The 25,638-nt window shown below is 64.8% G+C and carries 30 protein-coding genes and 1 pseudogene; 13 read left to right on the top strand and 18 right to left on the bottom strand.

Features of this window, described 5'->3' with window-relative positions:
* Positions 1 to 33: 33 nt before the first annotated feature.
* Entirely contained in the window at positions 34 to 330 is a 297-nt protein-coding gene (locus FIV09_RS09955; protein ID WP_152449796.1) for a DUF6477 family protein, read from the bottom strand.
* Positions 331 to 558: 228 nt separating this feature from the next.
* Between FIV09_RS09955 and FIV09_RS09950 the strand changes: the two genes are divergently transcribed.
* Both FIV09_RS09950 and lipA read left to right on the top strand, forming a co-directional pair.
* Positions 559 to 1,635, top strand: a complete 1,077-nt coding sequence (locus tag FIV09_RS09950; RefSeq protein WP_152449795.1) for a DUF6456 domain-containing protein — start codon at positions 559 to 561, stop codon at positions 1,633 to 1,635.
* 115 nt (positions 1,636 to 1,750) lie between these two features.
* On the top strand, positions 1,751 to 2,707 hold the full coding sequence (lipA, locus tag FIV09_RS09945; protein WP_152449794.1) for a lipoyl synthase: 957 nt from the start codon (positions 1,751 to 1,753) through the stop codon (positions 2,705 to 2,707).
* 112 nt (positions 2,708 to 2,819) lie between these two features.
* On the opposite strand, the gene FIV09_RS09940 is transcribed toward lipA, so the two are convergent.
* The 7 genes and pseudogenes from FIV09_RS09940 to FIV09_RS09915 form a co-directional block, all read right to left on the bottom strand.
* Positions 2,820 to 3,701 (bottom strand): c-type cytochrome, encoded by an 882-nt coding sequence (locus tag FIV09_RS09940; protein ID WP_371417775.1) that lies wholly within the window; start codon positions 3,699 to 3,701, stop codon positions 2,820 to 2,822.
* Between the two features lie 2 nt (positions 3,702 to 3,703).
* Positions 3,704 to 4,156, bottom strand: a complete 453-nt coding sequence (locus FIV09_RS09935; RefSeq protein ID WP_152449792.1) for a cytochrome c — start codon at positions 4,154 to 4,156, stop codon at positions 3,704 to 3,706.
* An 86-nt stretch (positions 4,157 to 4,242) separates the two neighbouring features.
* Complete coding sequence (mmsB, locus tag FIV09_RS20610; RefSeq protein ID WP_254702355.1) at positions 4,243 to 5,115, bottom strand: 3-hydroxyisobutyrate dehydrogenase; 873 nt, start codon at positions 5,113 to 5,115, stop codon at positions 4,243 to 4,245.
* Positions 5,116 to 5,208: 93 nt separating this feature from the next.
* Positions 5,209 to 6,177 (bottom strand): annotated as a pseudogene (locus tag FIV09_RS20605) (enoyl-CoA hydratase/isomerase family protein); the annotation flags it as partial.
* 8 nt (positions 6,178 to 6,185) lie between these two features.
* Positions 6,186 to 7,331 (bottom strand): acyl-CoA dehydrogenase family protein, encoded by a 1,146-nt coding sequence (locus FIV09_RS09925; RefSeq protein ID WP_152449790.1) that lies wholly within the window; start codon positions 7,329 to 7,331, stop codon positions 6,186 to 6,188.
* A 163-nt stretch (positions 7,332 to 7,494) separates the two neighbouring features.
* A complete protein-coding gene (locus FIV09_RS09920) occupies positions 7,495 to 7,944 on the bottom strand; it encodes a hypothetical protein (protein ID WP_152455428.1) in 450 nt (149 codons plus the stop codon).
* A 69-nt stretch (positions 7,945 to 8,013) separates the two neighbouring features.
* Complete coding sequence (locus FIV09_RS09915; protein WP_152449788.1) at positions 8,014 to 9,516, bottom strand: CoA-acylating methylmalonate-semialdehyde dehydrogenase; 1,503 nt, start codon at positions 9,514 to 9,516, stop codon at positions 8,014 to 8,016.
* Between the two features lie 101 nt (positions 9,517 to 9,617).
* On the opposite strand from FIV09_RS09915, the gene FIV09_RS09910 reads away from it, so the two are divergent.
* The 3 genes from FIV09_RS09910 to coaD all read left to right on the top strand — a co-directional run bounded on the left by FIV09_RS09910 (position 9,618) and on the right by coaD (position 11,610).
* Positions 9,618 to 10,517, top strand: coding sequence for a LysR family transcriptional regulator (locus FIV09_RS09910; protein ID WP_254702193.1), 900 nt, complete (start codon positions 9,618 to 9,620; stop codon positions 10,515 to 10,517).
* 57 nt (positions 10,518 to 10,574) lie between these two features.
* Entirely contained in the window at positions 10,575 to 11,009 is a 435-nt protein-coding gene (locus FIV09_RS09905; RefSeq protein WP_152449787.1) for a CBS domain-containing protein, read from the top strand.
* Between the two features lie 91 nt (positions 11,010 to 11,100).
* Positions 11,101 to 11,610, top strand: coding sequence for a pantetheine-phosphate adenylyltransferase (coaD, locus tag FIV09_RS09900; RefSeq protein WP_152452507.1), 510 nt, complete (start codon positions 11,101 to 11,103; stop codon positions 11,608 to 11,610).
* On the opposite strand, the gene FIV09_RS20390 is transcribed toward coaD, so the two are convergent.
* The gene (locus FIV09_RS20390) at positions 11,601 to 11,756 is read right to left on the bottom strand and encodes a hypothetical protein (RefSeq protein WP_172975680.1); all 156 of its coding nucleotides are present in this window, start codon (positions 11,754 to 11,756) and stop codon (positions 11,601 to 11,603) included. The genes coaD and FIV09_RS20390 overlap by 10 nt on opposite strands.
* Positions 11,757 to 11,948: 192 nt before the next feature.
* On the opposite strand from FIV09_RS20390, the gene FIV09_RS09895 reads away from it, so the two are divergent.
* Positions 11,949 to 12,152, top strand: coding sequence for a hypothetical protein (locus FIV09_RS09895; RefSeq protein WP_152449786.1), 204 nt, complete (start codon positions 11,949 to 11,951; stop codon positions 12,150 to 12,152).
* 120 nt (positions 12,153 to 12,272) lie between these two features.
* Here FIV09_RS09895 and gap (FIV09_RS09890) read toward each other — a convergent pair whose 3' ends face one another.
* From gap (FIV09_RS09890) to gap (FIV09_RS09885), 3 genes are all read right to left on the bottom strand, one after another.
* Positions 12,273 to 13,274 carry a type I glyceraldehyde-3-phosphate dehydrogenase gene (gene gap / locus FIV09_RS09890; RefSeq protein WP_152449785.1) on the bottom strand — a complete coding sequence of 334 codons (1,002 nt, stop codon included), beginning with the start codon at positions 13,272 to 13,274 and terminating at the stop codon, positions 12,273 to 12,275.
* A gap of 101 nt (positions 13,275 to 13,375) precedes the next feature.
* Entirely contained in the window at positions 13,376 to 13,519 is a 144-nt protein-coding gene (locus tag FIV09_RS20385) for a hypothetical protein (RefSeq protein ID WP_172975679.1), read from the bottom strand.
* A 279-nt stretch (positions 13,520 to 13,798) separates the two neighbouring features.
* Positions 13,799 to 14,803: a type I glyceraldehyde-3-phosphate dehydrogenase gene (gap, locus tag FIV09_RS09885; RefSeq protein ID WP_152449784.1), complete on the bottom strand. Its 1,005-nt coding sequence runs from the start codon at positions 14,801 to 14,803 to the stop codon at positions 13,799 to 13,801.
* Between the two features lie 182 nt (positions 14,804 to 14,985).
* Here gap (FIV09_RS09885) and FIV09_RS09880 point away from each other — a divergent pair, with 182 nt between their 5' ends.
* Together FIV09_RS09880 and FIV09_RS09875 are read left to right on the top strand one after the other, a co-directional pair.
* The gene (locus FIV09_RS09880; protein ID WP_152452505.1) at positions 14,986 to 15,354 is read left to right on the top strand and encodes a DoxX family protein; all 369 of its coding nucleotides are present in this window, start codon (positions 14,986 to 14,988) and stop codon (positions 15,352 to 15,354) included.
* A 47-nt stretch (positions 15,355 to 15,401) separates the two neighbouring features.
* Positions 15,402 to 16,379 (top strand): DUF808 domain-containing protein, encoded by a 978-nt coding sequence (locus FIV09_RS09875; RefSeq protein WP_152449783.1) that lies wholly within the window; start codon positions 15,402 to 15,404, stop codon positions 16,377 to 16,379.
* A gap of 64 nt (positions 16,380 to 16,443) precedes the next feature.
* Here the strand turns inward: FIV09_RS09875 and FIV09_RS09870 are convergent, their stop codons facing one another.
* Complete coding sequence (locus FIV09_RS09870) at positions 16,444 to 17,634, bottom strand: PQQ-dependent sugar dehydrogenase (RefSeq protein ID WP_152449782.1); 1,191 nt, start codon at positions 17,632 to 17,634, stop codon at positions 16,444 to 16,446.
* Between the two features lie 166 nt (positions 17,635 to 17,800).
* Positions 17,801 to 19,816 carry a transketolase gene (tkt, locus tag FIV09_RS09865; RefSeq protein ID WP_152449781.1) on the bottom strand — a complete coding sequence of 672 codons (2,016 nt, stop codon included), beginning with the start codon at positions 19,814 to 19,816 and terminating at the stop codon, positions 17,801 to 17,803.
* 233 nt (positions 19,817 to 20,049) lie between these two features.
* On the opposite strand from tkt, the gene FIV09_RS09860 reads away from it, so the two are divergent.
* The gene (locus FIV09_RS09860) at positions 20,050 to 20,580 is read left to right on the top strand and encodes a hypothetical protein (RefSeq protein ID WP_152449780.1); all 531 of its coding nucleotides are present in this window, start codon (positions 20,050 to 20,052) and stop codon (positions 20,578 to 20,580) included.
* On the top strand, positions 20,580 to 20,975 hold the full coding sequence (locus FIV09_RS09855) for a cell division protein ZapA (RefSeq protein ID WP_152449779.1): 396 nt from the start codon (positions 20,580 to 20,582) through the stop codon (positions 20,973 to 20,975). The genes FIV09_RS09860 and FIV09_RS09855 overlap by 1 nt, the downstream gene beginning before the upstream one ends.
* A 72-nt stretch (positions 20,976 to 21,047) precedes the next feature.
* Here FIV09_RS09855 and grxD read toward each other — a convergent pair whose 3' ends face one another.
* The 4 genes from grxD to xth all read right to left on the bottom strand — a co-directional run bounded on the left by grxD (position 21,048) and on the right by xth (position 22,677).
* Positions 21,048 to 21,410 (bottom strand): Grx4 family monothiol glutaredoxin, encoded by a 363-nt coding sequence (grxD, locus tag FIV09_RS09850; protein ID WP_152449778.1) that lies wholly within the window; start codon positions 21,408 to 21,410, stop codon positions 21,048 to 21,050.
* Complete coding sequence (locus tag FIV09_RS20380) at positions 21,403 to 21,540, bottom strand: hypothetical protein (RefSeq protein ID WP_172975678.1); 138 nt, start codon at positions 21,538 to 21,540, stop codon at positions 21,403 to 21,405. Before FIV09_RS20380 ends, grxD begins: the two co-directional genes overlap by 8 nt.
* A gap of 13 nt (positions 21,541 to 21,553) precedes the next feature.
* On the bottom strand, positions 21,554 to 21,796 hold the full coding sequence (locus tag FIV09_RS09845; protein ID WP_152449777.1) for a BolA/IbaG family iron-sulfur metabolism protein: 243 nt from the start codon (positions 21,794 to 21,796) through the stop codon (positions 21,554 to 21,556).
* Between the two features lie 71 nt (positions 21,797 to 21,867).
* Positions 21,868 to 22,677, bottom strand: a complete 810-nt coding sequence (gene xth, locus FIV09_RS09840) for an exodeoxyribonuclease III (protein WP_152449776.1) — start codon at positions 22,675 to 22,677, stop codon at positions 21,868 to 21,870.
* 356 nt (positions 22,678 to 23,033) lie between these two features.
* Between xth and FIV09_RS09835 the strand changes: the two genes are divergently transcribed.
* From FIV09_RS09835 to FIV09_RS09825, 3 genes are read left to right on the top strand one after another with little or no spacing between them, the layout of a single operon-like run.
* Complete coding sequence (locus tag FIV09_RS09835; RefSeq protein ID WP_152449775.1) at positions 23,034 to 23,567, top strand: DUF6749 family protein; 534 nt, start codon at positions 23,034 to 23,036, stop codon at positions 23,565 to 23,567.
* Positions 23,568 to 23,603: 36 nt separating this feature from the next.
* The gene (locus FIV09_RS09830; RefSeq protein WP_152449774.1) at positions 23,604 to 24,695 is read left to right on the top strand and encodes a hypothetical protein; all 1,092 of its coding nucleotides are present in this window, start codon (positions 23,604 to 23,606) and stop codon (positions 24,693 to 24,695) included.
* A complete protein-coding gene (locus FIV09_RS09825; RefSeq protein WP_152449773.1) occupies positions 24,692 to 25,588 on the top strand; it encodes a DMT family transporter in 897 nt (298 codons plus the stop codon). Before FIV09_RS09830 ends, FIV09_RS09825 begins: the two co-directional genes overlap by 4 nt.
* Positions 25,589 to 25,638: the final 50 nt, after the last annotated feature.

The following is a 25,638-nucleotide window of genomic DNA, read 5'->3' as shown; positions in this document are numbered from 1 at the left end:
CAGGACCGTGCCGTCTTAGTCGTGTTGCGCGCCTCAGGCGAGCGTCGGGCAGGCGTGGCTGACCAGACGGGCCTCACCCATCATGGCCGCCAGGATTTCCACGTGCCGGGCCACGCCGTAATTGGCCGAACCCGAGGCACGCAACTCTTCCTGCTCGGCTTCCAGCGACATCAACCGATCGAGGGCTACGCCATCGCCGATCGTCGTGCCGTGTCCGAGCAGGCGGTCGAGATGGGGCGAACGGCGATACTCCTCTGCGCCGATCCGGGCTGCGCGGATCAGAAGGCGCGGGCGGCGCAGACAGGCGAGGGCCTTGAGGTTCGGTGACATGGGCAGAGCTCCTTTCCGAGTGAGGTCTGCATACCGGTCTACACAACCTTAACGGGTGTTGCTTCGCGGCGCTGTCCAGCGAACGCCACGTTTCCAATTGGTTACATATCGGAGACACTCTTTGGACACAGGTGTTAATGTTAACGATCCGGTAACAAATACAACCTCAGGTAGAAAATCTGATTGGTATCAAGACCAAGAACCGGTGTGTCTAAGGGGAAACGACCGATGCAAGGGACAAATCATGATCGCGCTACTTCTTTGCCTGGCTGGGTGCCGCAGGCTGCCATTCATTACATCGAACACACCGAGGCCGGCACATCGCTCCGGGCGCTCGCGCGGGCATCCGGCTGCCATCCGTCGACCATTCTGCGACAGGTGCGAAAGATCGAGACGCGCCGCGACGATCCGCTGGTCGATGCCGCCCTCGACCGCCTCGGGCAATTGCGGGATGGGGGCGTTCCAATGAGCCTCGAGATCAAACAGGCGACCGGCGATCCGGCCGGATTCCAACGGGAAACCCAGCGCATCCTGCAGCGGCTGTGCGAGGCGGGCGCGGTGCTGGCCGTGGCCGAGGGCATGGAAAAAGCCGTGGTCGTGCGCGATCAGGGCGAGGGCGGCAGCGTGCGCACCGCGGTGGTCGATGCGGGGATCGCGGAGGCCATGGCTTTGCGCGACTGGATCCATTGCGATGCGCCGGGGCGGGTGTCGCGCTACCGGATCACGCCAGGCGGACGGCAAAGCCTGAACCAGATGATGGCCGGGCGCGAAAGCCGTCTGCGCGGCTTTGCCGAAAGCCAGGCGGGCTATGGCAGCGGCGCCGAGATCGACGCGCAGATGGCAGCGCGGGAAAGCGCGCCTGCGCGCACGCAGCGGCGCTTTTCGGTCAGTGACAGCCCGCTTGCGGTGCTGGCGCGGCGCAAGACACCCGAGGGGTCGGCGTTCCTCAGCGCGGCTCAGGTCGTGGCGGGAGAACGTCTGCGCGAAGATTTCGAATTGTCAGGGATAGCCGCCGAAGCGGTGCCGGAGCTTCTGGCCCGCCCCTCCGCCGGTCCCCCCGAGGGCACGGGGAAAGGGACGGGCAAGGGCGCCGAGACCCGCTTCCTCGCTGCGATCAGGGCGTTGGGGCCGGGGCTTGCGGATGTGGCGGTGCAATGCTGCTGCCTGCTGGAAGGGCTGGAGACCACGGAAAAGCGCATGGGATGGTCTGCGCGGTCGGGCAAGATCGTGCTGCGCATCGCGCTCGAACGGCTGAGCTGGTTCTACCGCAGCGATGCAGGCCGCGGCTCCGGCATGATCGGGTGACGGGGCGCGCGCGGCCTGCGCCTCACATGGCTGCTATTCGTCGCATGCACTGGCAATGCGGGCGCTGAAGACTTAGTATCCGGGAAACTCACGGAATATCAGCGGGAGCCCGCGTATGCGCGACCTGAAGATTCCCGGCGAGCGCCATCCCGAGAAGGCGCACCGGCCCGACAACCCCCAGCCCAAGAAGCCCGACTGGATTCGCGTCAAGGCGCCCGGCGGCAAGGGCTATGCCGATACCCGCAAGATCATGCGGGAGAACAACCTGACCACGGTCTGCGAGGAGGCGGGGTGCCCCAATGTGGGCGAATGCTGGTCGCTCGGTCACGCCACGATGATGATCATGGGCGAGATCTGCACCCGCGGCTGCACCTTCTGCAACGTGGCCACGGGGCGCCCGGACGATCTCGATGTGTTCGAGCCGGGCCGCGTCGCAGATGCGGTGCAGAAGCTGGGGCTGAACCATGTCGTCATCACCTCCGTGGACCGTGACGATCTCGACGATGGCGGGGCGGAGCATTTCGCCCAGACCATCCGCGCCGTGCGCCACCGCGCGCCTGGCACAACGATTGAAATCCTGACGCCAGATTTCCTGCGCTGCGGACCCGATGCGCTCGAGACCGTGGTTGCGGCCAAGCCCGACGTATTCAACCACAACCTCGAGACGGTGCCGTCGCTCTACACCTCCGTGCGCCCAGGCGCGCGGTATTTCCATTCGCTGCGCCTTCTGCAGCGCGTGAAGGAGATCGACCCGTCGATCTTCACCAAGTCGGGGATCATGGCGGGCCTTGGCGAGCGGCGCGAGGAAGTGCATCAGGTGATGGACGACATGCGCTCGGCCAATGTGGATTTCCTGACCATCGGTCAGTACCTCCAGCCCACCCGGAAGCACCATGCGATCGACCGGTTCGTGACGCCCGAGGAATTCGCGAGCTACGAGAAGACGGCTTGGGGCAAGGGCTTCCTGATGGTGTCGGCCACGCCGCTGACGCGGTCCTCCTACCACGCGGGCGACGATTTCGCGCGGCTCCGTGCGGCGCGGGAAAAGCAGCTCGCGGCGGCGTCCGCTTGATCTGAATGTGCAGCCTGCGGGCTGCGCATGTCTGGCATTTCGGCCCCGAGGGGCCGGAATGCGGTCTTGCGGTTGCGTGGGGTGAATCAGCTCGCGCGCATCGCCCGACGGATCATTCCGGCAGCGCCTTGAGATAGGCCGCAACGGCCGCGCGGTCCTCGGCGGTCAGTTCGGCGAAATTCTCCACTACGGCGACCATATGCCCGCCCGCGCTGTCGAAATCCGGGGTGAAGCCCGTTTCCAGGTAATAGGCGATATCCGTGGCCGACCAGTCGAGCGAGGCGGGATCGATCGCGGGGATGCGGCCATCACCCGATGGATTGGCCGCCCCTTCGAGCCAGCGGGCAAGGTCGAGCCCTCCCAAAGCCGTGCGTGGTGTGTGACACTCCCCGCAATGAGCCAGCGCTTCGACGAGTTCGCGTCCGCGTGTGATCTCCGGCATAGCGGGGTCCTGCAGAACCCACTCATCCGTCAGGTAAAGCATCTTCCACCCGCCGAGGCTGGCCCGGATCGAGAAGGGAAAGCCCACATCATGCGCGCGGGATGGCGTGTCGCTTTCGGGCAATGTCTGAAGATGCGCCCAGAGATCGGCCACCTGCTGGGGGCCCAGCCGGATATAGGCGCTGTAGGGGAAGGCCGGGTAATAGTGATGGCCTTCGGGGGCGGTACCGAGGCGCACGGCGCTGGCAAACTCCGTCAGGCTCCAGCCGCCGATGCCCGCTTCGGGATGCGGCGAGATATTGGGCGCGTAGAACGTGCCGAACCCGGTCTCGAATGCCTGTCCGCCGGAAAGCACGCGCTTTGCCGCACCTTCGGCATCCGGCGCGTAATGGCAGGATGCGCAGCCTGCGGCAGTGAAGGTCGCGGCCCCCCGCTCCGCATCGCCGGTCACGCCCTCATATTCGGCGGCGGCAACAGTGCGGGGCTGCGTGAGCCAAAGCCCCGCACCACCGGCGACAAACGCCAGCACCGCGAGGCCTGCGAGTTTGCGCATCATCAGTTGCGCGGCGCGCGATACTCGTCATGGCAGGCCTTGCAGGTCCCGCCGAGTTGCCCGAGCGCCGGGCCAAGCGCCTCCTGGCCGGTCGCGGCAACCTCCTGCAGGCCCATGGCCTTTTCATTGACGGCGCCCCATTTCGAGGCGAAGTCGTCGAAATTGTCCCAGATCTCGACCTTGGCGCGGGTGCCGTCGAGGTCCATCTCGCTCGAACCCTCGGGCCAGAGTGGACCCTGATTGACCATCGAGACCGCGACGATCGAATCCGCGGCGCTTTGCGCAGCCTCGGCATCGTATTCCGCCTCGCCCTTCGCCATATCGCCGATAATGCCGAGATTGATCGCAAGAATGCGGAACTGGCCTTGGCGGGCTTTCAATTCACCGCTGAAATCCTGCGCCATGGCGGGCAGGGCCAGGGCGGCGCAGAGCGTCGAGAGAGCAAGGACTTTCATGGAAAAATACTCCGGTTGGGTAACTAGAGGGAAGACTAGCGCGACATTCCGCCGCGACCAAACACACCTTCGCGTGACAGCGCGTGTCAGCCGCGTCCGCGCGTCTCGAACCGGGGCAACATGGCCGAGAAGTCGCGGCCCGCGCCGTCTTCGTCTTCCACGAAACGGGCATAAAGCGCGGTGGCGGCCTGACCGAGCGGCGTGTCGGCATCGGCGCCCTCGGCGGCGGCCTGCGACAGGCGCAGATCCTTCAGCATCAGATCGGCGGCAAAGCCCGGCTTGTAGTCATTGTCCGCAGGCGATGTCGGCCCCACGCCCGGCGCCGGGCAATAGGTGTTCATCGACCAGCTTTGCCCCGAGGAGGTGGAGACCACGTCGAACATCGCCTGCCGGTCGAGGCCCAGCTTGTCGGCCAGCGCGAAGGCTTCGCAGGTGGCAATCATGGTCACGCCGAGGATCATGTTGTTGCAGATCTTCGCGGCTTGCCCATTGCCGGACGCGCCGCAATGCACGGCCTTCTGGCCCATGATGTCGAAAAGCGGCTTGGCCTTCTCGAAGCCTGCGGCGTCACCGCCCACCATGAAGGTCAGCGTGCCGCCTGCGGCTCCGCCGACACCGCCCGAAACCGGCGCATCGAGGGGCAGAAGCCCCGCGGCGGAGGCATCAGCGGCCACAGCGCGCGCGCTGTCCACATCGACGGTGGAGCAATCGAGAAAGACTGCGCCCGACTTCATCGCCGGGATCACCTCGGCGGCGACGGATTTCAGGATATCGCCATTGGGCAGCATGGTGATGACCACATCGGCGCCCGTCGCGGCCTCGGTCGCGCTGTTCGCGGTCGAAAGACCGTCAAGTGCCACGGTCTGCGTGTCGAAGCCGGTCACCTCATGGCCTGCTTTCGCGAGGTTCTGCGCCATCGGGCCGCCCATATTTCCTAAGCCGATAAATCCGATCTTCATGGTCTTGGTCTCCTGAGGCGAGAGGTCGTGGAAGGTGAGCTGCGCATCGCGGACCGGCTGCAGCATTTTGGCGGTCGCCGCCATCGGCACGCCATCGAGCGCGTGCTGCCATTTGGGCTGACGGTCCTTGTCGATGACCTGCGCGCGCACCCCTTCGAGGAAATCGCCCTCGGGCAGGGCGCGATGCGTCGCACGATATTCGAGTGCCAGCGCTTTGCGGATATCGGGATTCCCCGTGCGGTGGCGGTGCAGCATCTCCAGCGTGACGGCCATCGACAGCGGCGCGTTGCGCGATATCGCCTTCAGCGCAGATGCGGCGAGATCGCTGTCCGACGCGGTCAGCGCATTGACGATGTCGCGCAGATGCTCACCGCCGAAAAGCGCGTCGATCTCGGGCTGCTGCGCCTTGAGCGGGCTGTCCGGAGCGGTTTGCGCGGCGGCGGCGATGCTTGACGGATCACCGGTCTCGATGAGTTCGGTCTTGAGCGCGTCCCAATGCGCCTCGGGCAGGTAATGGTCCGCAAAGCCGCAATGGATCGCATCGCCCGGGCCCATCCGTGCCGCGGTCAGGCCCAGATATTCGCCAAGGCGACCGGGGGCGCGGGCCAGAAGCAGCGAGCCGCCCACATCCGGAACGAGGCCGATCCCGCATTCGGGCATGGCGATCTGCGATGTGTCGCCGACGATGCGGTCGCTGACATGCCCTGCAAGACCGACACCGCCGCCCATGGTGAAGCCCTGCGCGAAGGCCACGATGGGTTTGGGGTATTCCGCCAGAAGCGCGTTCATGCGGTATTCGTCGCGCCAGAAGCGCCGGGCGCCCTCGTATTCGCCCTTGACGCCTTCATGATACATGGCCGCGATATCGCCGCCTGCGCAGAACGCCTTTTCGCCCTCGGCATCGATGAGGATGAGTGCCACCTGCGGATCATCGAGCCAGTCCAGAAGCGCCGCCTCGATATCGAGGCACATCTGGTAGCTGAGCGCGTTCAGCGCCTTGGGGCGGGTCAGGGTGATGCGGCCCGCGCGGCCCTCGCGGCGGATCGAGACCTCGTCGCTCATCGCCGCATTCATCCTCGGGCCTCGAGCATCTTGCGGGCCACGATCAGGCGCATGATCTCGTTCGTGCCTTCGAGGATCTGGTGCACGCGCAGGTCGCGGACGATCTTTTCAATCCCGTAATCGGCAAGGTAGCCGTAGCCGCCATGAAGCTGCAGGCACTGATCGGCGATGCGGCTGCCGGCCTCGGTTACGAATTTCTTGGCCATGGCGCAGAATTGCGTGGCATCGGGCGCGCCGGTATCGAGTTTCCACGCGGCCTGACGCAGGAAGGTGCGGGCGGCCTGCAGCTCGATCTCCATGTCGGCAAGACGGAATTGCAGGGCCTGGAACTGGTCGATGCTTTTGCCGAAGGCTTTCCGTTCGCCCATGTAGGACAGCGTCAGGTTGAGCGCCTGCTGCGCGGCCCCGAGGCTGCAGGCGGCGATGTTGAGCCGTCCGCCATCGAGGCCCGCCATGGCGTATTTGAAGCCGTGGCCTTCCTCGCCCAAGAGGTTCTCGGCGGGGATCTTGCAATCGTCGAACTGGACCTGACGTGTGGGCTGCGACCGCCAGCCCATCTTGTCTTCAAGCCCGCCGAACGACAGGCCCGGCGCGCCGTCTTCCACGTAAAGCGCGGAGATGCCTTTCGGGCCGTCATCGCCGGTGCGCGCCATGACCACATAGGCATCCGAATACCCGCCGCCCGAGATGAAGGCCTTTGTGCCGGTCAGGCTGAAGCCTTCATTCGTGCGCTGAGCACGTGTCTTGAGGGCTGCGGCGTCCGAGCCGGAGCCGGGTTCTGTGAGGCAATAGGAGAGAACCTTGTTGATCGGGATCGCCTCAGGCAGGACACGCGCCTTCATGGCGTCCGAGCCGAACTTGTCGATCATTGCGGCGCACATGTTGTGGATCGACAGGAAGGAGGCGACCGACGGGCAGGCCATCGAGAGCGCCTCGAATACGAGCGTGGCATCGAGCCGCGAGAGGCCCGCGCCACCGGCCTCCTCGGAGACATAAAGCCCGCCGAAGCCCAACTCGCCCACTTCCGGCCAAAGCGCCTTCGGGATATCGCCCGCCTTCTCCCAGGCTTGTGCATGGGGGGCGATCCGGTCCTGGCCGAAGCCATGGGCCATGTCGAAGATCGCGGTCTGTTCCTCGGTGAGTGCAAAGTCCATTCGCGGCCTCCCTTCCGGTAAATGAACGTATGTTTAATTAGTGTGGCAGGGCCGGGACATCGGCGCAAGAGGGAAGCCGCGCAAGCCGGGCGTTGCCGCCATCGGGCAGGGGCGCACACCGGGCATCCTCCGGCGCTCGGTGACGTCGTCGGTAGGCCCGCGGCTAGCGCGTATCCCGCGCATCGGCCCGTTCGGGCAGGTCCGTCAAATCTGCAAAACGGCGTTCCGGGAAACCCAGCATGTCGAGGATCTGCGCCTCGGTCTCCCCGACGAGAACCCGGGCGAAGGGAATCCCCTGCCAGGCCTGAAGCGCCGCGCGGGCCATCTTCTGGCCGATCTGGGTCGGGGCGTAATAGGCGAGGACGAGATCTTCCGGCCCCTTGGGCATCGCCTCGGCCAACCGCGCCTGCAATTCGAACTGCGCGCTGCTGCCGACATCTTCGCCGTAACTCAAGGCATCGGCGGTATCGATCAGATGCGCCTGGCCTTCGCGGAAATCCGGATGGGCCAGATAGGCCCGAAACGCCTTCTGGCTTTCGGTCATGGTGACGTGCCCTTTACAGGACACGTAGACGAGACCGCGCTCGCGAATGATCTGGAAGGTCACGGGCAAGGGCGGTCTCGTCGGTTTTGCACAATCACATCTCGGTCATTTTGCCGGATGATTGCATGCTTCCGGCGGTTAATCCATTGCTTTGAAGTTGAATTCGCCGCCTTCCTTGATTCCGGAGAACCAGCGCGCCGTCACGGTCTTGGTCTTGGTGTAGAACCGGAACGCGTCGGGGCCGTACTGATTGAGGTCGCCGAAGGCCGATTTCTTCCAGCCGCCGAAGGTGTGGTACGACAGCGGCACCGGGATCGGGAAGTTGATGCCGACCATGCCCACATTGACCCGGTGCGCGAAGTCGCGCGCGGTGTCGCCATCGGCGGTGTAGATCGCGGTGCCGTTGCCATAGGGGTTGTCCATGGTCAGTTTCAGCGCTTCCTCGTAGGAGCCTGCGCGCACTTGGGACAGGACCGGGCCGAAGATCTCCTCTTTGTAGATCTCCATCTCGGGCTTCACGTTGTCGAAGAAGGACGGACCCACGAAATAGCCGTTCTCGTAGCCCTGCAGCGAAAAACCGCGCCCGTCGATCACGAGATCCGCACCCTCATCGACACCCGAGCCGATCAGGCGCTCGATGCGCTCCTTCGCGGCGGCGGTGATGACCGGGCCGTAATCGACCTCGTCCTCGGAGGTGTAGGGGCCGACGCGCAGTTTCTCGATGCGCGGCACCAGCTTGTCGCGAAGCGCATCCGCGGTCTCTTCGCCCACGGGAACCGCGACCGAGATCGCCATGCAGCGTTCGCCCGCCGCACCGTAGCCCGCGCCCACCAGCGCATCGGCGGCCTTGTCGAGATCCGCGTCGGGCATGATGATCATGTGGTTCTTCGCGCCGCCGAAGCATTGCGCGCGCTTGCCGTTATTTGCCGCGCGGCCATAGATGTACTGCGCGATGGGCGTGGAGCCCACGAAGCCCAGGGCGGCGACGGTGTCGTTGTCGAGGATCGCGTCCACCACTTCCTTGTCGCCGTTGACGACCTGCAGCACGCCATCGGGCAGGCCCGCCTCCTTCAGAAGCTCGGCGAGCCGGAGCGAGGTGGAGGGGCAGCGCTCGGACGGCTTCAGGATCATGGCGTTGCCCGACACGATCGCGGGCGCCATCTTCCACAAGGGGATCATGGCGGGGAAGTTGAACGGCGTGATGCCCGCCACGACACCCAGAGGCTGGCGCATGGAATAAAGGTCGATGCCCGGGCCGCCATTGTCTGTAAACTCGCCCTTGAGCATGTGCGGCGCGCCCATGCAGACCTCGACCACCTCGAGGCCGCGCTGCACGTCGCCCTTGGCATCGGGCAGGGTCTTGCCGTGTTCGCGGCTCACAAGCTCGGCCAGTTCGTCCATATGCTCGTTGATGAGCTGGCCGAACTTCATCATCACGCGGGCGCGGCGCTGCGGATTGGTGGCGCCCCAGGCGACCTGCGCCTTCTCGGCGCGCGCGACGGCGTCGTTCAACTCCTCGACCGAGGCCAGCGGCACGCGGCCCTGCACTTCGCCGGTCGCGGGGTTCATCACGTCGGAGAAGCGGCCCGAGCCGCCTTTGACGTGCTGGCCGTCGATATAGTGAGTCAATTCGGTCGTCATGGTGTTCCTCCTGATGCTTCCCGGCAAAGATAGCCTTGCAAAATTAAATGAAACAGAGGCAGCTTACCAAAAACGATTTGCGAATTCGCAAGGGGGCAGGGATGGCAATGAAAAGCTGGGACGACATGCGCATTTTTCTGGCGACGGCACGGGGTGAAAGCCTGTCGGCGGCCGGTCGGCAATTGAAGATGGATCCGGCCACGGTGGGCCGTCGCGTCGCCCGTCTGGAAGAGGATTTCGGCACGCCGCTTTTTGCCAAGAGCCCGCAAGGCTATGCGCTGACCGAGGCCGGAACGCGCCTGCTTGGCCATGCGGAGGAAGCCGAACAGGCCATGCAGGAGGCCGAGGAGACCGTCGCGGGCCGGACCGAAGGCATCGCGGGGCAGATCCGGATCGGGGCGCCCGACGGCTGTGCCAACTTTCTTCTGCCGCAAGTCTGTGCCCGGATTGCCGATCAGAACCCCGATCTCGACGTGCAGATCGTGGCGCTTCCGCGGGTGGTGAACCTGTCGAAGCGCGAAGCCGACATGGCTGTGGCGGTGTCGGCGCCCACGGCGGGGCGACTGACGGTGCAGAAGATCTGCGATTACAAGCTGCACCTCGCAGCCTCGCGTCGCTACGTGCGGCGCCACGGTCTGCCCGAGACGCTGGAGGAACTGCGCGGGCACAGGCTCGTCGGGTATATCCCCGACATGATTTTCGACAAGGAACTGGATTACCTCGAAAATCTGGACCTGGAGCGCATCCCGCTCGCCTCCAACTCGGCTTCGGTGCAATTGCGTTGGGTTGCCTCGGATGCAGGCATCGGCGTCCTGCACGATTTCGCATTACCCGCAGCGGGCCGCGTGATCCGGGTGCTGCCGGACCTCGTCTCGCTGACCCGCAGCTTCTACCTGATCCGCCATGCGGATGATCGCCGCCTCGAACGGCTCAACCGTTTTGCGCAGGCGCTGAGCGAGGGAATGCGCGAAGAAGTGGCGCGGCTGGAAGGTCTGACTTGACAGACGGGGCTCCGACCTCCGACGCTGGCCTTCAGCGTGTGGAAAGGGAGGAACGCCATGCAGGTCCACCAGATACTGAAACAGAAAGCCGATGACGGGGTGGTCACGGTGGCGCCTGGCACCGGGATCGACGCCGCGGCCAAGATCCTGTCGGAGCGGAGGATCGGTACACTGGTCATCTCGCGGGACGGAAGTCAGGTCGAAGGTGTTCTGTCCGAACGGGACATCGTGCGTGTCCTGGGCACTCAGGGCGCGAGTTGCATGAGCGACACCGTCGACGATCACATGACGCGCAAGATCCAGACCTGCGGGCGCAATGACAGCGCCAAGGACGTTCTGGGCCGCATGACCGAGGGGCGTTTCCGCCACATGCCTGTGGTCGAGGACGGCAAGATGGTGGGCATCATCACGCTTGGTGACGTGGTCAAGGCGCAGCTTGCGGAGCTGGAGATGGAGAAAGACGCGCTCGAGGGCATGATCAAGGGGTTCTGAGAACCGAAACTCGAGCGGCTTGCATTCCGCACCGTAATAATGTTGCGTGCCGCGCAACGAAAAAGCGCGAGACACCATCATGCCCATGCCTGTGCGGACTGCTCTCTACCCCGGAACCTTCGATCCGATCACGCTGGGGCATATCGACATCATGCGCCGGGCCGCGCGTCTCTGCGACCGGCTCGTGATCGGTGTGGCGATCAATCGCGACAAGGGGCCGCTTTTCTCGCTCGACGAGCGTGTGGCCATGATCGAGGCGCAATGCACGTCTCTGGCCGCCGACATGGGCACGGAGATCGTGGTGCACCCGTTCGAAAACCTGCTTATCGACTGCGCCCGGGATGTGGGCGCGGGGCTCATCGTGCGCGGCCTTCGGGCGGTCGCGGATTTCGAATATGAATACCAGATGGTCGGCATGAACCGCGCGCTCGATTCCAATATCGAGACGGTGTTCCTGATGGCCGAGGCGCGTCACCAGGCGATCGCGTCGAAGCTGGTGAAGGAGATCGCGCGGCTCGGGGGGGACGTCACAAAGTTCGTCACCCCCGATGTGCGCAATGCGTTGCTGGACCGGTTCGGTCCGCCGAACGATCAGCCGTAGACGGCTGCGCGCGCCACGGCCTCTTCGCGGCCATTGATGCCAAGGTCGACCTTCTGCTCGAAGGGCAGCGCGGTCAGTTCGTGGCGGGTGCGGCTGTAGCGCGCGCGCAGGGCGAGGCGGTTTTTCATCGTATCGATCAGGGTCATTTCAGACATCCTCATATGTGTTGGCGCGAGGCATCTCTGCCTCTGTTGGCGCTAACATATGCGCGCTGAACCGCCCCGCAACGGCCGGAAAAGAAGACCCGGACTGCATGCGATGCATAGCGGCGGGCTCGTCTTCAGCGGATGTTAACCGTGGCGCGTTTAGACATTCCCTGTCTCACAGGAGGTCTCGTCATGGATATTCTGCCGGTCACCGCGCCGCGTCTTTCGCCGGTGGCGCCCAACATGCCCGCGCCGGTTCCGCCGCCGCAATCCGATGGCAAGGGCGGTACCACACTTGCCGCGCCCTTGATGCCGCCGCCGCAGGTGGAAACAGCGCTTCTGCCCCGCGCGGCGCAGGGCTATGCAGCGGCAATGGCGGCGACACGCCCCGAATAGAGTCGGGTTTCGATTGCGCTGCAGGCAGGGCCGGGGGCAGAACGCAAAATGCCGGACCCTCAAGGCCCGGCATCTGCAGATGGCTTAGGCGCGCCGTCTGGCGCGCGCGATACGGTCCGCTCAGACGAACTTGCCGAGGACCGTCGCGGTATCGAGCATGCGGCTCGAGAAGCCCCATTCGTTGTCGTACCAGCTCAGGATGCGGACGAAGTTTCCGTCCATCACCTTGGTCTGGTCCGTCGCGAAGATCGACGAATGCGCGTCATGATTGAAATCCATCGAGACGAGCTTGTGGTCGGTGACGCCAAGAATGCCTTTCAGCTCGCCCTCGGCGGCGGCCTTGATGGCGCTGTTGATCTCGTCGACATTGGTGTCGCGGCCCGCCTCGAAGGTCAGATCGACGACCGACACGTTGGGCGTCGGCACGCGGATCGCCACGCCGTCGAGCTTGCCGTTCAGCTCCGGCAGGACGAGGCCCACGGCCTTCGCCGCACCGGTCGAGGTCGGGATCATGTTCAGCGCCGCGGCGCGCGCGCGGTAGAGATCCTTGTGCATCGTATCGAGCGTCGGCTGATCGCCCGTGTAGGAGTGGATGGTCGTCATGAAGCCACGGGTGATGCCCACGGTATCATTGAGGACCTTCGCCACCGGCGAGAGGCAGTTCGTCGTGCAGGAGGCATTCGAGACGACCAGATCCTCGGCGGTCAGGCTGTCATCGTTCACGCCGTAGACGATGGTCTTGTGCGCCTCGGAGCAGGGGGCCGAGACCAGAACGCGCTTCGATCCGTTCTCGAGGTGCAGGGCGGCCTTTTCGCGCGACGTGAAGATCCCGGTGCATTCCAGCGCCACATCGACATCCGACCAGGGCAGCTCCTTCGGGTCGCGGATGGCGGTCACGCGGATCTTGCCGCGCCCCACATCGATCCAGTCATCGCCGGTGGTGACCGGCGCGGGGAAACGGCCATGCACGCTGTCATATTGCAACAGGTGCGCATTGGTCTCCACGGGGCCGAGATCGTTGATCGCGACGACCTCGATATCGGTGCGACCTCCCTCGATCAGGGCCCGCAGAATGTTGCGGCCGATGCGGCCAAAGCCATTGATCGCGACTTTCGTGGTCATGGAGATCTCCTTTCGGGACATACCGAGTTGATATCGTTACCGCTAACAAGCAAAGCGATTACCACAAGTCAAGGTGAGCTGTCCGGATCGGGCGTCAAGCATCACCGCCAGAAGGCGACCCATCCGAGCAGCTGAAAGAACTTCTGGCCCAGAAAAACCATGTGATCCGTGCCGAAAATCGCCATGTCGATGATGATCGCGCCGAGGATGATCGCCGCGAGCGAAAGGGCCAGTCCGTTGCTCATGTCCGCCTCTGTCGTGTCGCGTCTGTTCTTGCCTGGCCCATGTCTAGCATTGGAGGGATGGGATTGGACAGCCGCCCTCTGCGCGCCGCGGCCCGGCGTTGCAATGCGCCGACAGCGGGGCCGGGGCCGTCCCGCGTTCGGGCGTTTCCGCGCGGCCTGGCGGTGCGGCCCGTTCAAACGCCGAACCGCCCGGGAATGCCGGGCGGTTCTTGCGATGGATTATGTGACATCGTCGTGACCCGGTCGCGCCGGACGGACCCGCCGGTCGCGCGCGGATCGTCAGTTCAGGCGGCGACCGATTTCGGCGGCGACATCGGCCATGCGCGCCGAGAAGCCCCATTCGTTGTCATACCAGGCCAGAACCCGCACGAGCCGTGCACCCGTCACCTTGGTCTGATCAGGCGCGAAGATCGAGCTGTGCGTCGTGTGGTTGAAATCGATGGAGACCTTGGGCTCGGGATCGTAGGACAGCACGCAGCCCATGCGTCCCGCAGCGGCCTCGGCCACGACCTCGTTCACATCGGCGACGGTCACGTCCTTTTTCGCAACGAATGTCAGATCCACCGCCGAGACGTTGGGCGTGGGCACCCGGATGGCCGAGCCGTCGAGCTTGCCCTTGAGGCCGGGCAGCACCTCGCCGATGGCCTTGGCCGCGCCGGTGGAGGTCGGGATCATCGCCATGGCTGCCGCCCGCGCGCGGTAGAGGTCATTGTGCCGCCGGTCGAGTGTGGGCTGATCGCCCGTATAGGAGTGGATCGTGGTCATGATGCCCGACTCGATGCCGATCGCCTCGTCGAGAACCTTGGCGAGCGGTGCGAGGCAATTCGTCGTGCAGGACCCGTTGGAGACCATCTGCTCACCGGGCATCAGATCGCGGTGATTGACGCCGTAGACCACGGTGCGGTCGACATTCTTGGCGGGGGCCGAGATCAGCACCGCGCGCGCACCGCGGTCGCGATGCATCGCCGCCTTGGCGCCGTCGTTGAACTGCCCGGTGCATTCGAGAACCACATCGCAGCCGTCCCAGTCAAGCTCTGCCGGATCGTAGGTGGAGAACATCTGCATCGGACCACGGCCCAGATCCATCGTGTCGCCCGAGATCCGAACCTCGCCGGGGAAACGGCCATGCACGCTGTCATAGCGCAGCAGATGCGCCGAGGTTTCCAGCGGACCGGTGGCGTTGATCTTAACGACCTGCACATCGTTACGCGCGCTTTCGGCGATATGTGCGAGGGTGGACCGACCGATCCGGCCGAAGCCGTTGATGCCCAGGGTGACCGTCATGCGACTTGCTCCTGCCTGTCAATTGTGAGCAACGGTATACCGGCGCGTCGAAGCAAGAGGCAACGCAGAAAGGCGTTTTTTGACAGTGTGTTAGCGTTAAACGTTCGATTGTTCGGCATGGTGGCGCTAACTGTCGGAAGGTGGTCGCGCTAACATCGGCGCGATCCGGTTTCGAGGTGACGATGAACGACGTGGTGACATGCGCCGGGCGAATCCTGATCGCCCTTCTGTTCGTGGCCGGTGCGCTGCAAAAGCTCGTCGATCCCGGTCCGGCCATGGCGCTCCTGTCGGATCGCGGCCTGCCCGAGATGCTGGTCTGGGCTGCGCTCCTTTATAACGGAGCGGCGGGGCTCGCGCTGATCCTCGGCGTCATGACGCGGCCCGTGGCAGGCAGTCTTGCGCTCTATTGCATGGTCACGAGCATCTTCCACTTGATCCCGGACGATCCGTGGCAGATGTCGATCTTCGTGAAGAACTGGGCGATTGCGGGGGGCTGCCTCGTGCTGGCGGTGCAGGGACCGGGGCGCTTTGCGCTTCAGCCCTCGCGCTGAGGTCGTCCGAATTTGGGTGTTTGAGGTATGAGCGAAAAGGATAAGGCATGAGCGGACTTCTGGCGCTTCTCGATGACGTGGCGGGTATCGCCAAGGTGGCGGCCGCTTCGGTCGACGATGTGGCCGCGCAGGCGGTGAAGGCAGGCTCGAAAGCCGCAGGGGCGGTGATCGACGACGCGGCCGTGACGCCGAAATACGTGCAGGGTTTCGAGCCTGCGCGTGAGTTGCCGATCATCTGGAAGATCGCGCGCGCGTCGATCTTCAACAAGCTCGTCTTCCTGCTGCCCGCGGGTGTGGCGTTGTCGAACCTCGCGCCCTGGACGATCCCGCCGCTTTTGATGCTGGGCGGGGCCTATCTGTGCTTCGAGGGCGCGGAGAAGCTGGTCCATGCGATCATGCCCCATGACGATCACACGCCCGGACCCGATGGCAGCCACGATATCGGCGATCCCATGCATCTCGAGGAGGAAAAGGTCGAGGGTGCGATCAAGACCGACTTCATCCTGTCGGCCGAGATCATGACCATCGCGCTTGCGGCCATCCCGACCTCGACGATCTGGATGGAGGCGGCGACGCTCGCCATGGTGGCGGTGATGATCACGGTCGCAGTCTACGGATCGGTCGCGCTGATCGTGAAGATGGACGATATCGGTCTGTGGCTGACGCAGGTCGGGCGGCTTGGGATCACGCGCGGCTTCGGGCGAGGTATCGTCAAGGCCATGCCCGTGGTGATGAAGGTGCTGTCCGTGGTGGGCACGGCGGCGATGCTCTGGGTCGGCGGGTCGATCATCGTGCATGGGCTGGCCGAGATGGGCTGGCACGCGCCCGAGGAGATTATCCACCACATCGCCGTGGCGGCAGGGGGCTTTGCCTCCGAAGGGCTGCGCGGCGCGGTCGAATGGATCGTGACCGCCTTCTGCGACGGCGTTCTGGGTGTGGCGCTGGGGCTTGTCCTGATCCCGATCGGCACGAAGTTCATCGCGCCGATCTGGGCGAAGGTCGCGCAGAAGGCGCCGTTCTTCTAAGGGGGCGAACCGCGTTTCGGCAAATCAGCGGGCGGTGGGTCTGACACCCACCGCCCGTGGCTTTTCACTGGCCGGGTGTCAGCCGCACGAGCCGTCCATTGGGATCGTCGGTGACGGCAAGAAGCGCGCCGTCGTGATCGACGCCGACATCCCGCACGCGGCCCAGATCCATGCGCAGGCGCTCTTCCTCGGCCACGCGATCCTCCGCATCGAGGGAAAGCCGCACGATCCCGCCGGGATTGAGGGACGCGATGAAGATATCGCCCTGCCAATCGTCGAACATCTCCCCGTTATAGAGCGTCATGCCCGAGGGTGCGATCACCGGGTCCCAGAAATAGACCGGCTGTTCGAGACCGTCCTGCACGGCGGCATTCTCTCCGACGGGGGAGCCGTTGTAATTCTCGCCGTAGGAGATGATGGGCCAGCCGTAATTCTTGCCCCGCTCAATGCGGTTGAGCTCATCGCCGCCCGCGGGGCCGTGCTCGATCGTCCAGAGATGGCCGTCGCGGTAGAGCGCGCCTTGCGGGTTGCGGTGCCCGCGCGACCAGATCTCGCCCAGCTTGCCATCGCCGCCCGCGAAGGGATTATCGGCGGGAATATCGCCATCGAGCGTGTAGCGCACGGTCTTGCCATAGGTGCTGTCGAGCTCCTGCGCGAGTTCCCGTTCGCCTTGGCCGAAATGCTCGCCCGTGGTGACAAAGACATGGCCCGCGCCGTCAAATTCGATCCGGGAGCCGAAATGCATCGGCGAATAGGAGCCCGGTTCCTGCACGAAGAACTCGGTCACGTCATCAAGCGCGGCGAAATCCTCGGAGAGGGTCGCGAACGAGGCCGCCGTTGCATTGCGCCCGCGCCAAAGCGGTTTGGCATAGCTGAGGTAGATCCGGCGGCTCTGCGCGAAATCGGGCGCGAGGGCCACGTCGAGAAGCCCGCCCTGGCCTTCGCTCAGCACCTCCGGCACGTTGCCTACGGGCTGAGAGACGGTGCCGTCCCGCGCGATGTGGCGCAACGTGCCCGTCCGCTCCGTCACGAGGTAGCCCGCATCGCCCGGCAGGACCGCAACGGCCCAGGGCCGCGACAGCCCGTCCGCGATGGTCGCATCGGAGAGCGTCACGGCGCTGTCGACGAGCGGCGCGCGGAATTGCTGTGCGAAGGCGGGCGGGAAATCGGTGTTCCGGGTGCCACGCTCGAAATCCTGCGCGCAGGCGGGCAGGGCGATCAGAAGTGCGGCGGCACTGGTCAAGGCAAGACGCATGGAGGGGCGGTCCTTTCGGTCGAGAACTGAATACGCCTTGCAAGGTATCGCCCGGCGCGGCGGGGGCAAATTCAAGCTGTGGTGATCGAGCCGCTCGGGCTCAAAACGCAAACGCCCCGATGCGCGAGGCACCGGGGCGTCGGACGCTTGATCCGGGTGGGCCGGATCAGAGCATGGATTTGACCTTCTCTGCCACGGCTTCGGGCGTGATGCCGAAATGCTCGTAGAGGGCATCGGAGGGCGCGGAGGCGCCGAAGTCGTGCATGCCGACAAAGCCGCCCTTTTCGCGCTTGCCGCGCTCGCCGTAGAGCCAGCGGTCCCAGCCGAAGCGGATGCCTGCCTCGATGGCGACGCGGACGGGGCCGCCCGGCAGGACGCGCTTGCGATAGGCCTCGTCCTGCTCCTCGAAGAGTTCCCAGCAGGGCATGGAGACGACGCGAGTGCCGATCCCTTCGGCGTGCAGCTGGTCGCGAGCGGCCATGGCGATGGCGACCTCGGAGCCCGTGGCCATCAGGATCGCCTGACGCTTGCCCTCGGCATCGGCCAGGACGTAGCCGCCTTGCGACACGAGGTTCTTCGTCTTCATCTCCGTGCGCACGGCGGGCAGGTTCTGACGCGACAGGGCGAGGACCGAGGGCGTGCCATCCTGCGTGAGTGCGATTTCCCAGGCCTCCGCCGTCTCCGTCGTATCGGCAGGGCGGAAGACGAGCGTGTTGGGCGTCGCGCGGCAGATCGCCAGATGCTCGATCGGCTGGTGCGTCGGGCCGTCCTCGCCCAGACCGATGGAATCGTGGGTCATCACGAAGACGGTCGGGATCTTCTGCAATGCTGCAAGCCGCATCGCGGGACGGGCATAATCGGTGAAGCAGAAGAACGTGCCGCCATAGGGACGCACGCCCCCGTGCAGCGCCATGCCGTTCATCGCAGCCGCCATGCCGTGTTCGCGGATGCCGTAATAGATGTAGCGGCCATCGCGGGTCTCCGTGTCGAAGACACCGAGATCGGCGGTCTTGGTGTTGTTGGAGCCGGTGAGGTCCGCCGAGCCGCCGATCGTGTCGGGCATGATCGGGTTGATCACTTCGAGCACCATTTCGGAGCTCTTGCGGGTCGCGACCTTGGGCTGCGTCTCCACGAGCTGCTTCTTCAGGGCCTTGATTGTGGCCGACAGCTTCTTCGGCGCCTCGCCCGCCATGGTGCGGGCGAACTCGGCCTGCTTGGCGCCGGAGAGCTTCTCGAGCCGGGCATCCCAATCGGCCGATGCCGCGGCACCGCGCGATCCGACCTCTTCCCACCAGGACTTGATCTCCGCGGGGATCTCGAACGGGGCGGCATTCCAGCCCCAGGCCGCCTTGGCCGCGGCGTTCTGGTCACCATCCGTGAGCGCGCCATGGCCCTTGGATGTGTCCTGCGCGGCGTGACCCAAGGCGATATGCGTCTTGCAGGCAATCATCGAGGGGCGCGGATCGGCCTTGGCGGCGGTGATCGCGGCATCGATGGCCTCGGGGTCGTGACCGTCGATTTCCTGCACGTGCCAGCCCGAGGCAGCAAAGCGCTGCGGCTGGTCGGTGCGGTCGGACAGGCTGACCTGGCCGTCGATGGTGATGTTGTTGTTGTCCCAGAAGACCACGAGGTGACCCAGTTCCTGGCGACCTGCAAGCGCGATGGCTTCCTGGCTGACGCCCTCCATCAGGCAGCCGTCGCCCGCGATCACATAGGTGTGGTGATCGACGATCTTGGCACCGAAGCGGGCGCGCAGGGCCTCTTCGGCGATGGCGAAGCCCACGGACATGGCGATGCCCTGGCCGAGCGGGCCGGTCGTGGTCTCGATGGCCTTGGCGAGGAAATTCTCCGGATGGCCCGCGGTGCGCGCGCCGAGCTGGCGGAAGTTCTTCACCTCGTCGAGCGTGATTTCCGCATCGCCCGTCAGGTACAAGAGCGCGTAAAGCAGCATGGAGCCGTGGCCTGCCGACAGGATGAAGCGGTCGCGGTCGGGCCAGTCGGGGCGGGCTGCGTCGAATTTGAGGTGCTTGCCGTAAAGCACGGTGGCCACGTCGGCCATGCCGATGGGCATGCCGGAATGGCCGGAATTGGCGGCGGCCACCGCATCGAGGGCCAGCGCGCGGATGGCAGTGGCGCGCATCCAGTGATCGGGGTTGGACGAGGAGAGGGCTGCGATATCCACGGGTGCGTCATCCTTCCTGGGATTGAGGGCTGCCCAGCGTCTAATGAGGCCCCTTGCCAAGATCAAGCGCGCCGCCCAAGGCCTTGACAGGAAAGGGGGCGCACATTTGCTTCGGGCTTGATAAAGTTGCTGGAACAGAGGACCAGAGCGATTCGCGGCGCCCGCTTGCATTGCGGACAGGACCCGGCAGGATCGCAAGATCGGTCCATGAGGACGGGCAGAAGGCGGACAGCATGAGTGAGATTGACGAGCTCGAACGGCGGATCGCAGCGGCGCTGGACCGGATCGCGGCCGGGGTCGAGGGCCTAGAAGGGGCGGAGGCACCTGCTGAGCCGCAGGTCGAGGCGACGGACACGGCAGCGCTGGCAGAGATGCAGGCGGCACTCGAGGACGAGCGGCTGGCCAATGCCCAGCTTGAGGAGCGCGTACGCGCCATCCGCGAGAAGCAGGAAACCGAAGTGGCCGCCCTCCGCGCAGAGGCGGAAGAGGCTCGGCGGGGGCTCGCGGCCCTCGACGAGGATCTGCAGCGCCTGCGCCACGCCAACGACATGCTGACCAGCACCAACCAAGATATGCGCGACGCATTGGAGAAGAATGTGGGCGAGCCCCATCTAATCAACAAGGCGATGCTGGCGGAGCTGGAATCGCTCCGCGCGGCCCGCGCGGTCGACCGGAGCGAGGCGCAGGCGCTTTTGAGCGCGCTGACCCCGCTTTTGGCGGAAGCCGCCGAAGCCGAAGCGCCCCAAGCTGAGGAGGCGACGTAATGCCCGAGGTCGATATTGTCATAGGGGGCCGCACCTTTGCCGTGGCCTGTCAGGACGGCGAAGAAGCCTACCTGCTGAGTGCGGCCCAAATGCTGAACGCCGAAGCCTCCGTGCTGATCGAGCAGATCGGCCGGATCCCCGAGCCGCGCATGCTGCTGATGGCGGGTCTGATGCTGGCGGACAAAACAGCGGGGCTTGAGGAGAAGCTGGCGGCGTCCGAGGCGCGCGTTTCGGAGCTTGAAGCGCAGGTGCGTGCGGCGGCCACGGCCCCCGCGCCGGAGCCCGAGCGGATCGAGGTGCCGGTCCTGCCCGCTGGCGTCACCGAGACGCTGGCGGAGCTCGCCGCGCGCGCGGAAGCGGTGGCGCAGGATATCGAGGATCGCGCCCAGCGCTGAGCCTCAAATGAAAACGGCGCGCCCGGTGACCCGCGCGCGCCGCTTCATCCGCCCTTGCGGGCCGTCTTCAGCTTATCCGTTGGCTTCGCGGATCTTGTCGGCGGCATCCTTGTCGAAGCTCACGCCATTCTCCGCGAACAGCTGATCGAGCTCGCCCGAGAGGGTCATCTCGGTGATGATGTCGCAGCCGCCCACGAACTCGCCCTTGACGTAGAGCTGCGGGATCGTCGGCCAGTCGGAATAATCCTTGATGCCCTGCCGGATATTCTCGTCGGCGAGCACGTTCACATCGGTGAAATCGACGCCCATGTAGTTGAGCACGCCCGCCACCCGGCTGGAGAAGCCGCATTGCGGCATGGATTTGGTGCCCTTCATGTAGAGCACCACGTCATTGGCTTTCACGGTTTCGTCGATTTGCGCCTTGGCGTCAGTCATCGTCTTTCTCCATCTCTTTGGTGCGGCGCTTCTCGGCCCGGATATAGGGCATCAGCGCGCCGTAGGTGATCACGCCGACCAGTGCGAGTGCGCCGAGGATCGGCCAGGTTTCGGACAGGAAGGCCATCATCGCCGGACCTGCGTCAGTCCGGGGCCTTGGTGGTCAGGGCCAGCGCGTGCAGCTCGCCCTGCGATCCGTCCATCTTGCCCTTGAGGGCCGCATAGACCGCGCGCTGCTGCTGAACCCGGTTCTTGCCCGCAAAGCTCGCATCGATCACCTCGGCGGCGTAGTGATTTCCGTCGCCGGCCAGATCGGTGATCGTGACCTTGGCATCGGGGAATTCGGCGCGGATCAACGCTTCGATTTCGTGGGCCTGCATAGCCATGGGACGTGGCGCTCCGGGTTGTTGCGTGTTGGCCCAGATGTAGGCGGGCCGACGCTATGGTGCAAGCAGGCTCAGGCGGCAAGATCCACCCAGACCGGCACGTGGTCCGAGGGTTTGTCGCGGCCGCGCACATCACGGTCGATGCCCACATCCGTCATCAGATCGGCGCAGGAGGGCGTCATCAGCACGTGATCGATGCGGATGCCGTTGTTCCGGTTCCAGGCCCCGGCCTGGTAATCCCAGAAGGAATAATGCCCCGGGCCGGGGTGCCGCGCGCGGAACGCCTCGGTGAAGCCGAGATTGAGGATCCGCCGGAACGCCGCGCGACTTGTCGGCAGAAAGAGCGCATCCTTCGCCCAGGCGTCGGGCTTGGCCGCATCCTCGGCCTGCGGGATGATATTGTAATCGCCCGCCATCAGCGCGGGCATCTCGTCGGCCATCAGCGCCTCGGCACGGGCATGAAGCCGGTCCATCCAATCGAGCTTGTAGCCGTATTTGCCATCCCGAACGGGCAGGCCGTCGCCGTCGAACTCCACCGGGTTGCCGTTGGGCAGGTAAAGCCCGCAGAGCCGCACCGCGTGGCTGTCGCCCATCACCGTCGCCTCGATCCAGCGCGCCTGTTCGTCTTCGTCGTCCCCGGGCAAGCCACGGGTGACATCCTCAAGCGGCAGCTTTGACAGGATCGCAATGCCGTTGAAGCTTTTCTGGCCATGGGTTTCGACGTTGTAGCCCATATCCTCGAAGACCTCCCGCGGGAACGCCTCGTCCACGGATTTGATCTCCTGAAGGAGGGCGACATCGGGTTCCGCCTCCGACAGCCAATCCGTGAGGGCGGCCTGACGGGCCTTGATGCCGTTGATGTTGAACGTGGCGATCTTCATGGGGCCTCCTCCGCGGGTCGCTGCCGTTCTGAGCGAGGCAGGCCGGGGATGCAAGTCTGGGAAGGCGCGCGCCAATGCGATGATTCGGCGCGCATTGAGGCCAGTCCGGCGACAATGGGCCTGTGGATTACGCATTGTTTCGGACTTATCCACAAAAATCTGGATTTGGTGGATAACGTTGAGATTTGATTAACCGGTCGCGTGTTAGCGAAGCGGTGTCCTGTGGACAATCCGGGATCCGGCTTCAAACTGCAATCATGGGGAGAAATTTGTTCTCGCATTTCACGTTTTGCGTGCAACGCTTGGTTCATCAACTTGAACTGGAGCACACAATGTCAGCACTTAAGCACTTCGAAATGCACGATAAAACCGCCGTCGCCGGAAATGACCGGACTGTGGCAACCGGGTCGGCGATGACCGGAGATGCGGTCGAGGCGTTCACCTCCTGGTCGGGCCCAGAAGACAGCATGCTGCACGGCGGCGACGCGACGGAGATGTTCACGTCTTGGTCGGGCCCCGCGGGTCGCGAGACGAAGACGGGCGACGCGACGGAGATGTTCACGTCCTGGTCGGGACCTTCGGGCCGTGAGACGAAGACGGGCGACGCAACGGAGATGTTCACCTCCTGGTCGGGTCCTGCGGGTCGCGAGACGAAGACTGGCGATGCGACGGAGATGTTCACCTCCTGGTCGGGCCCTGCGGGTCGCGAGACGAAGACCGGTGATGCGACGGAGATGTTCACGTCCTGGTCGGGTCCTGCGGGCCGCGAGACGAAGACCGGCGATGCGACGGAGATGTTCACCTCCTGGTCGGGTCCGGCGGGTCGTGAGACGAAGACGGGCGATGCGACCGAAATGTTCACCTCCTGGTCGACCCCGGCCAAGGCCTGATCGCTCGGGCGGACCTTCAGAAACAAGGAAAAGATTATGTCCAACGTTGTGAAACTGAATGTCCCGGCCCGTATGATCGACGACGAGGCGCGCTACGGCGCCCTCGTCGCCAATTTCGCCCGACACCGGCGCGCCGAGGACGATGTCTTCTGGCTGAAGGAGAATGCCGAGGTTCTCAATGTCTTCGAAAGCACCGGCATCGCGCCGGGGCAGGAGGCTTTGGAGGCTCTGTCGGGCTTTTATGACACCGTCGCATCCCGACTGGCCTTCTTTCCGCAATATTACCGATTCATCCTGTCGATTGCGCTCGATCTCGAGGATCTGGGTCTGCCCGGCCAAACCGCCGAGGCGCTCTGCGCGCAGGTGTCGGATGAAGGTTTGCCCGAGGCGGAATTGTCCGACCTGCAACGGCTCGAGGCGCGGCGCCTGTTGGCGCGGCGCGGGATTGTGGCGCTGCCCCGCGATGGCGGGCTCGAGACGCGGCTGCGGGATTTCGCGGCGCGCTCGAACACATTCGCGATTCCCAACAAGAAGGCCGCTTACGAACTGACGCATATTGTCTTCTATCTAAGCGAGTACGGTCGGCGCGATCCGCGCCTGTCCGAGGAGGCTGTCACAAGCCTGCTATTTGCGGGGACGATCGCGTTTTTGGACAAGAATTCAGACCTGTTGTCCGAAGTGGCGATCGCGCTGCATTATGCGGATGTACAAATCCCGCAACCTTGGGTAGAGTTCCTTGATGCCGCCCTGGTGGCGATGCGAGTGACGGGACACGCGGATTTGCATAGACCGGATGATTACCACGAATACCTGGTCGCCAATTGGCGCAGTGCCACCCTTGGTGGCGCGGGTTTTGCCGGTCCGATCTATTCCGGTGCCATGCGGTTCGAAGCCGCACCACGCCGCGCATCGCCCCTGAGAGAGCTTTCCGAATGCCTGTTCCTTCTGGGTGCCAACAGGGGCGGTGACTGGCTGCAGATGCGCGCCGTGGTGGCCGACCTGCTGACCCCGGAAGCCCGCGGCATGTTGGAGGCGGCGGCAACGGCCGTGCCTGAACATTTCGAAGCCTTCTTTGCGCGGTTTGCGCGTGCCGAAGGTCGGATGTCCGCCGGGCGAGGCGTGAAATGAAACTCTGCGCGACCCATCTGGGCGGGCTCTTCGTGGCCCTTTACACGCTCCAGATGGCCGCCGCGGACAGCATCACCAAGTTCATCGCCGGACAATACGCGGCACCGCAACTCTTTGCCCTCGCGGCCTTCATCGCGGTGGGGCTGTCGCTGATCGTGGCGCGGCGTCCCGCGGCAGGCGGCGTGCGGCGCGCGCTCTCGACGGGGCAGGTCGGGGCGATGACGGTCCGGTCGGTGCTGACCGTGATCGCCTCCATCGCCTTCTTCTATGCGTTCCGCTATCTGCCTTTCGCCGATGTGTTCCTCTTCATGGCGCTGGTGCCGGTGGTGGCCGCCATTCTGTCCGGCCCGTTCCTTGGAGAGCCGATCCGACCCACCGCATGGCTCGCCGTCATTCTGGGGGTCGGGGGGCTTTTGTGCCTGATGCCGGAGGGGCCATCTTCGCTGTCCGTCGGGCATTGCTGGGCCGGGCTCGCGGTGCTGTCCGGCACCGGATCGCTGGTGGCCGCGCGCTATATCGGGCAGCGCGAACGCTCCACCCTGGCGCAGGTCTTCTATCCCAACCTCGCGCTTTTCCTGACGATGGCGCTGGCCTTGCCCTTCCTGTGGCAGCCGATGTCGGCGATGGATCTCGCTTGGGTCACGATCTACGCGCTCATCCTGTTTGTCGCGCGCTGGACGGTGACCGCGGCGATGGGCTTGTTGCCTGCCTACGTGGCGACACCGCTGATGAACCTTCAATTCGTCTGGATGGTGCTGATCGGGTTCCTGGCCTTCGGCGAAATCCCGAGTGTCGGCACCTTGGCGGGCGTCAGCCTCGTCATCGGATCCGGCCTGTGGCTGGTGATCGACAATGCGCGCCCGAAATGGCGCGAAGAGCCGGTCGCAACCTGATACAGGCCACGCCCCGCTTCATGTGGGGCATGAGGTACGCTGCGCAATCA

Origin of the sequence: Roseivivax sp. THAF197b, assembly GCF_009363255.1 — a bacterium.
GTDB lineage: Bacteria > Pseudomonadota > Alphaproteobacteria > Rhodobacterales > Rhodobacteraceae > Roseivivax.
The sequence above is the reverse complement of the archived record's forward strand: the minus strand, read 5'-3'. Positions and strand labels throughout refer to the sequence as shown.

Bases quoted from the DNA above. Each gene is read 5' to 3' on its own strand.
- mmsB (WP_254702355.1), bottom strand. From the start codon at position 5,115: ATGAAGATCGGATTTATCGGCTTAGGAAATATGGGCGGCCCGATGGCG.
- FIV09_RS09845 (WP_152449777.1), bottom strand. From the start codon at position 21,796: ATGGCTATGCAGGCCCACGAAATCGAAGCGTTGATCCGCGCCGAATTC.
- FIV09_RS09935 (WP_152449792.1), bottom strand. From the start codon at position 4,156: ATGAAAGTCCTTGCTCTCTCGACGCTCTGCGCCGCCCTGGCCCTGCCC.
- grxD (WP_152449778.1), bottom strand. From the start codon at position 21,410: ATGACTGACGCCAAGGCGCAAATCGACGAAACCGTGAAAGCCAATGAC.
- FIV09_RS09940 (WP_371417775.1), bottom strand. From the start codon at position 3,701: ATGCGCAAACTCGCAGGCCTCGCGGTGCTGGCGTTTGTCGCCGGTGGT.
- xth (WP_152449776.1), bottom strand. From the start codon at position 22,677: ATGAAGATCGCCACGTTCAACATCAACGGCATCAAGGCCCGTCAGGCC.
- FIV09_RS09895 (WP_152449786.1), top strand. From the start codon at position 11,949: ATGGATATTCTGCCGGTCACCGCGCCGCGTCTTTCGCCGGTGGCGCCC.
- gap (WP_152449784.1), bottom strand. From the start codon at position 14,803: ATGACGGTCACCCTGGGCATCAACGGCTTCGGCCGGATCGGTCGGTCC.
- gap (WP_152449785.1), bottom strand. From the start codon at position 13,274: ATGACCACGAAAGTCGCGATCAATGGCTTTGGCCGCATCGGCCGCAAC.
- FIV09_RS09950 (WP_152449795.1), top strand. From the start codon at position 559: ATGCAAGGGACAAATCATGATCGCGCTACTTCTTTGCCTGGCTGGGTG.
- FIV09_RS09855 (WP_152449779.1), top strand. From the start codon at position 20,580: ATGCCCGAGGTCGATATTGTCATAGGGGGCCGCACCTTTGCCGTGGCC.
- FIV09_RS09915 (WP_152449788.1), bottom strand. From the start codon at position 9,516: ATGACGACCGAATTGACTCACTATATCGACGGCCAGCACGTCAAAGGC.
- FIV09_RS09880 (WP_152452505.1), top strand. From the start codon at position 14,986: ATGAACGACGTGGTGACATGCGCCGGGCGAATCCTGATCGCCCTTCTG.
- FIV09_RS09875 (WP_152449783.1), top strand. From the start codon at position 15,402: ATGAGCGGACTTCTGGCGCTTCTCGATGACGTGGCGGGTATCGCCAAG.
- FIV09_RS09860 (WP_152449780.1), top strand. From the start codon at position 20,050: ATGAGTGAGATTGACGAGCTCGAACGGCGGATCGCAGCGGCGCTGGAC.
- FIV09_RS09835 (WP_152449775.1), top strand. From the start codon at position 23,034: ATGCACGATAAAACCGCCGTCGCCGGAAATGACCGGACTGTGGCAACC.
- FIV09_RS09870 (WP_152449782.1), bottom strand. From the start codon at position 17,634: ATGCGTCTTGCCTTGACCAGTGCCGCCGCACTTCTGATCGCCCTGCCC.
- FIV09_RS09825 (WP_152449773.1), top strand. From the start codon at position 24,692: ATGAAACTCTGCGCGACCCATCTGGGCGGGCTCTTCGTGGCCCTTTAC.
- FIV09_RS09910 (WP_254702193.1), top strand. From the start codon at position 9,618: ATGGCAATGAAAAGCTGGGACGACATGCGCATTTTTCTGGCGACGGCA.
- lipA (WP_152449794.1), top strand. From the start codon at position 1,751: ATGCGCGACCTGAAGATTCCCGGCGAGCGCCATCCCGAGAAGGCGCAC.
- FIV09_RS20380 (WP_172975678.1), bottom strand. From the start codon at position 21,540: ATGATGGCCTTCCTGTCCGAAACCTGGCCGATCCTCGGCGCACTCGCA.
- FIV09_RS20390 (WP_172975680.1), bottom strand. From the start codon at position 11,756: ATGACCCTGATCGATACGATGAAAAACCGCCTCGCCCTGCGCGCGCGC.
- FIV09_RS09925 (WP_152449790.1), bottom strand. From the start codon at position 7,331: ATGGACTTTGCACTCACCGAGGAACAGACCGCGATCTTCGACATGGCC.
- FIV09_RS20385 (WP_172975679.1), bottom strand. From the start codon at position 13,519: ATGAGCAACGGACTGGCCCTTTCGCTCGCGGCGATCATCCTCGGCGCG.
- FIV09_RS09830 (WP_152449774.1), top strand. From the start codon at position 23,604: ATGTCCAACGTTGTGAAACTGAATGTCCCGGCCCGTATGATCGACGAC.
- FIV09_RS09955 (WP_152449796.1), bottom strand. From the start codon at position 330: ATGTCACCGAACCTCAAGGCCCTCGCCTGTCTGCGCCGCCCGCGCCTT.
- FIV09_RS09905 (WP_152449787.1), top strand. From the start codon at position 10,575: ATGCAGGTCCACCAGATACTGAAACAGAAAGCCGATGACGGGGTGGTC.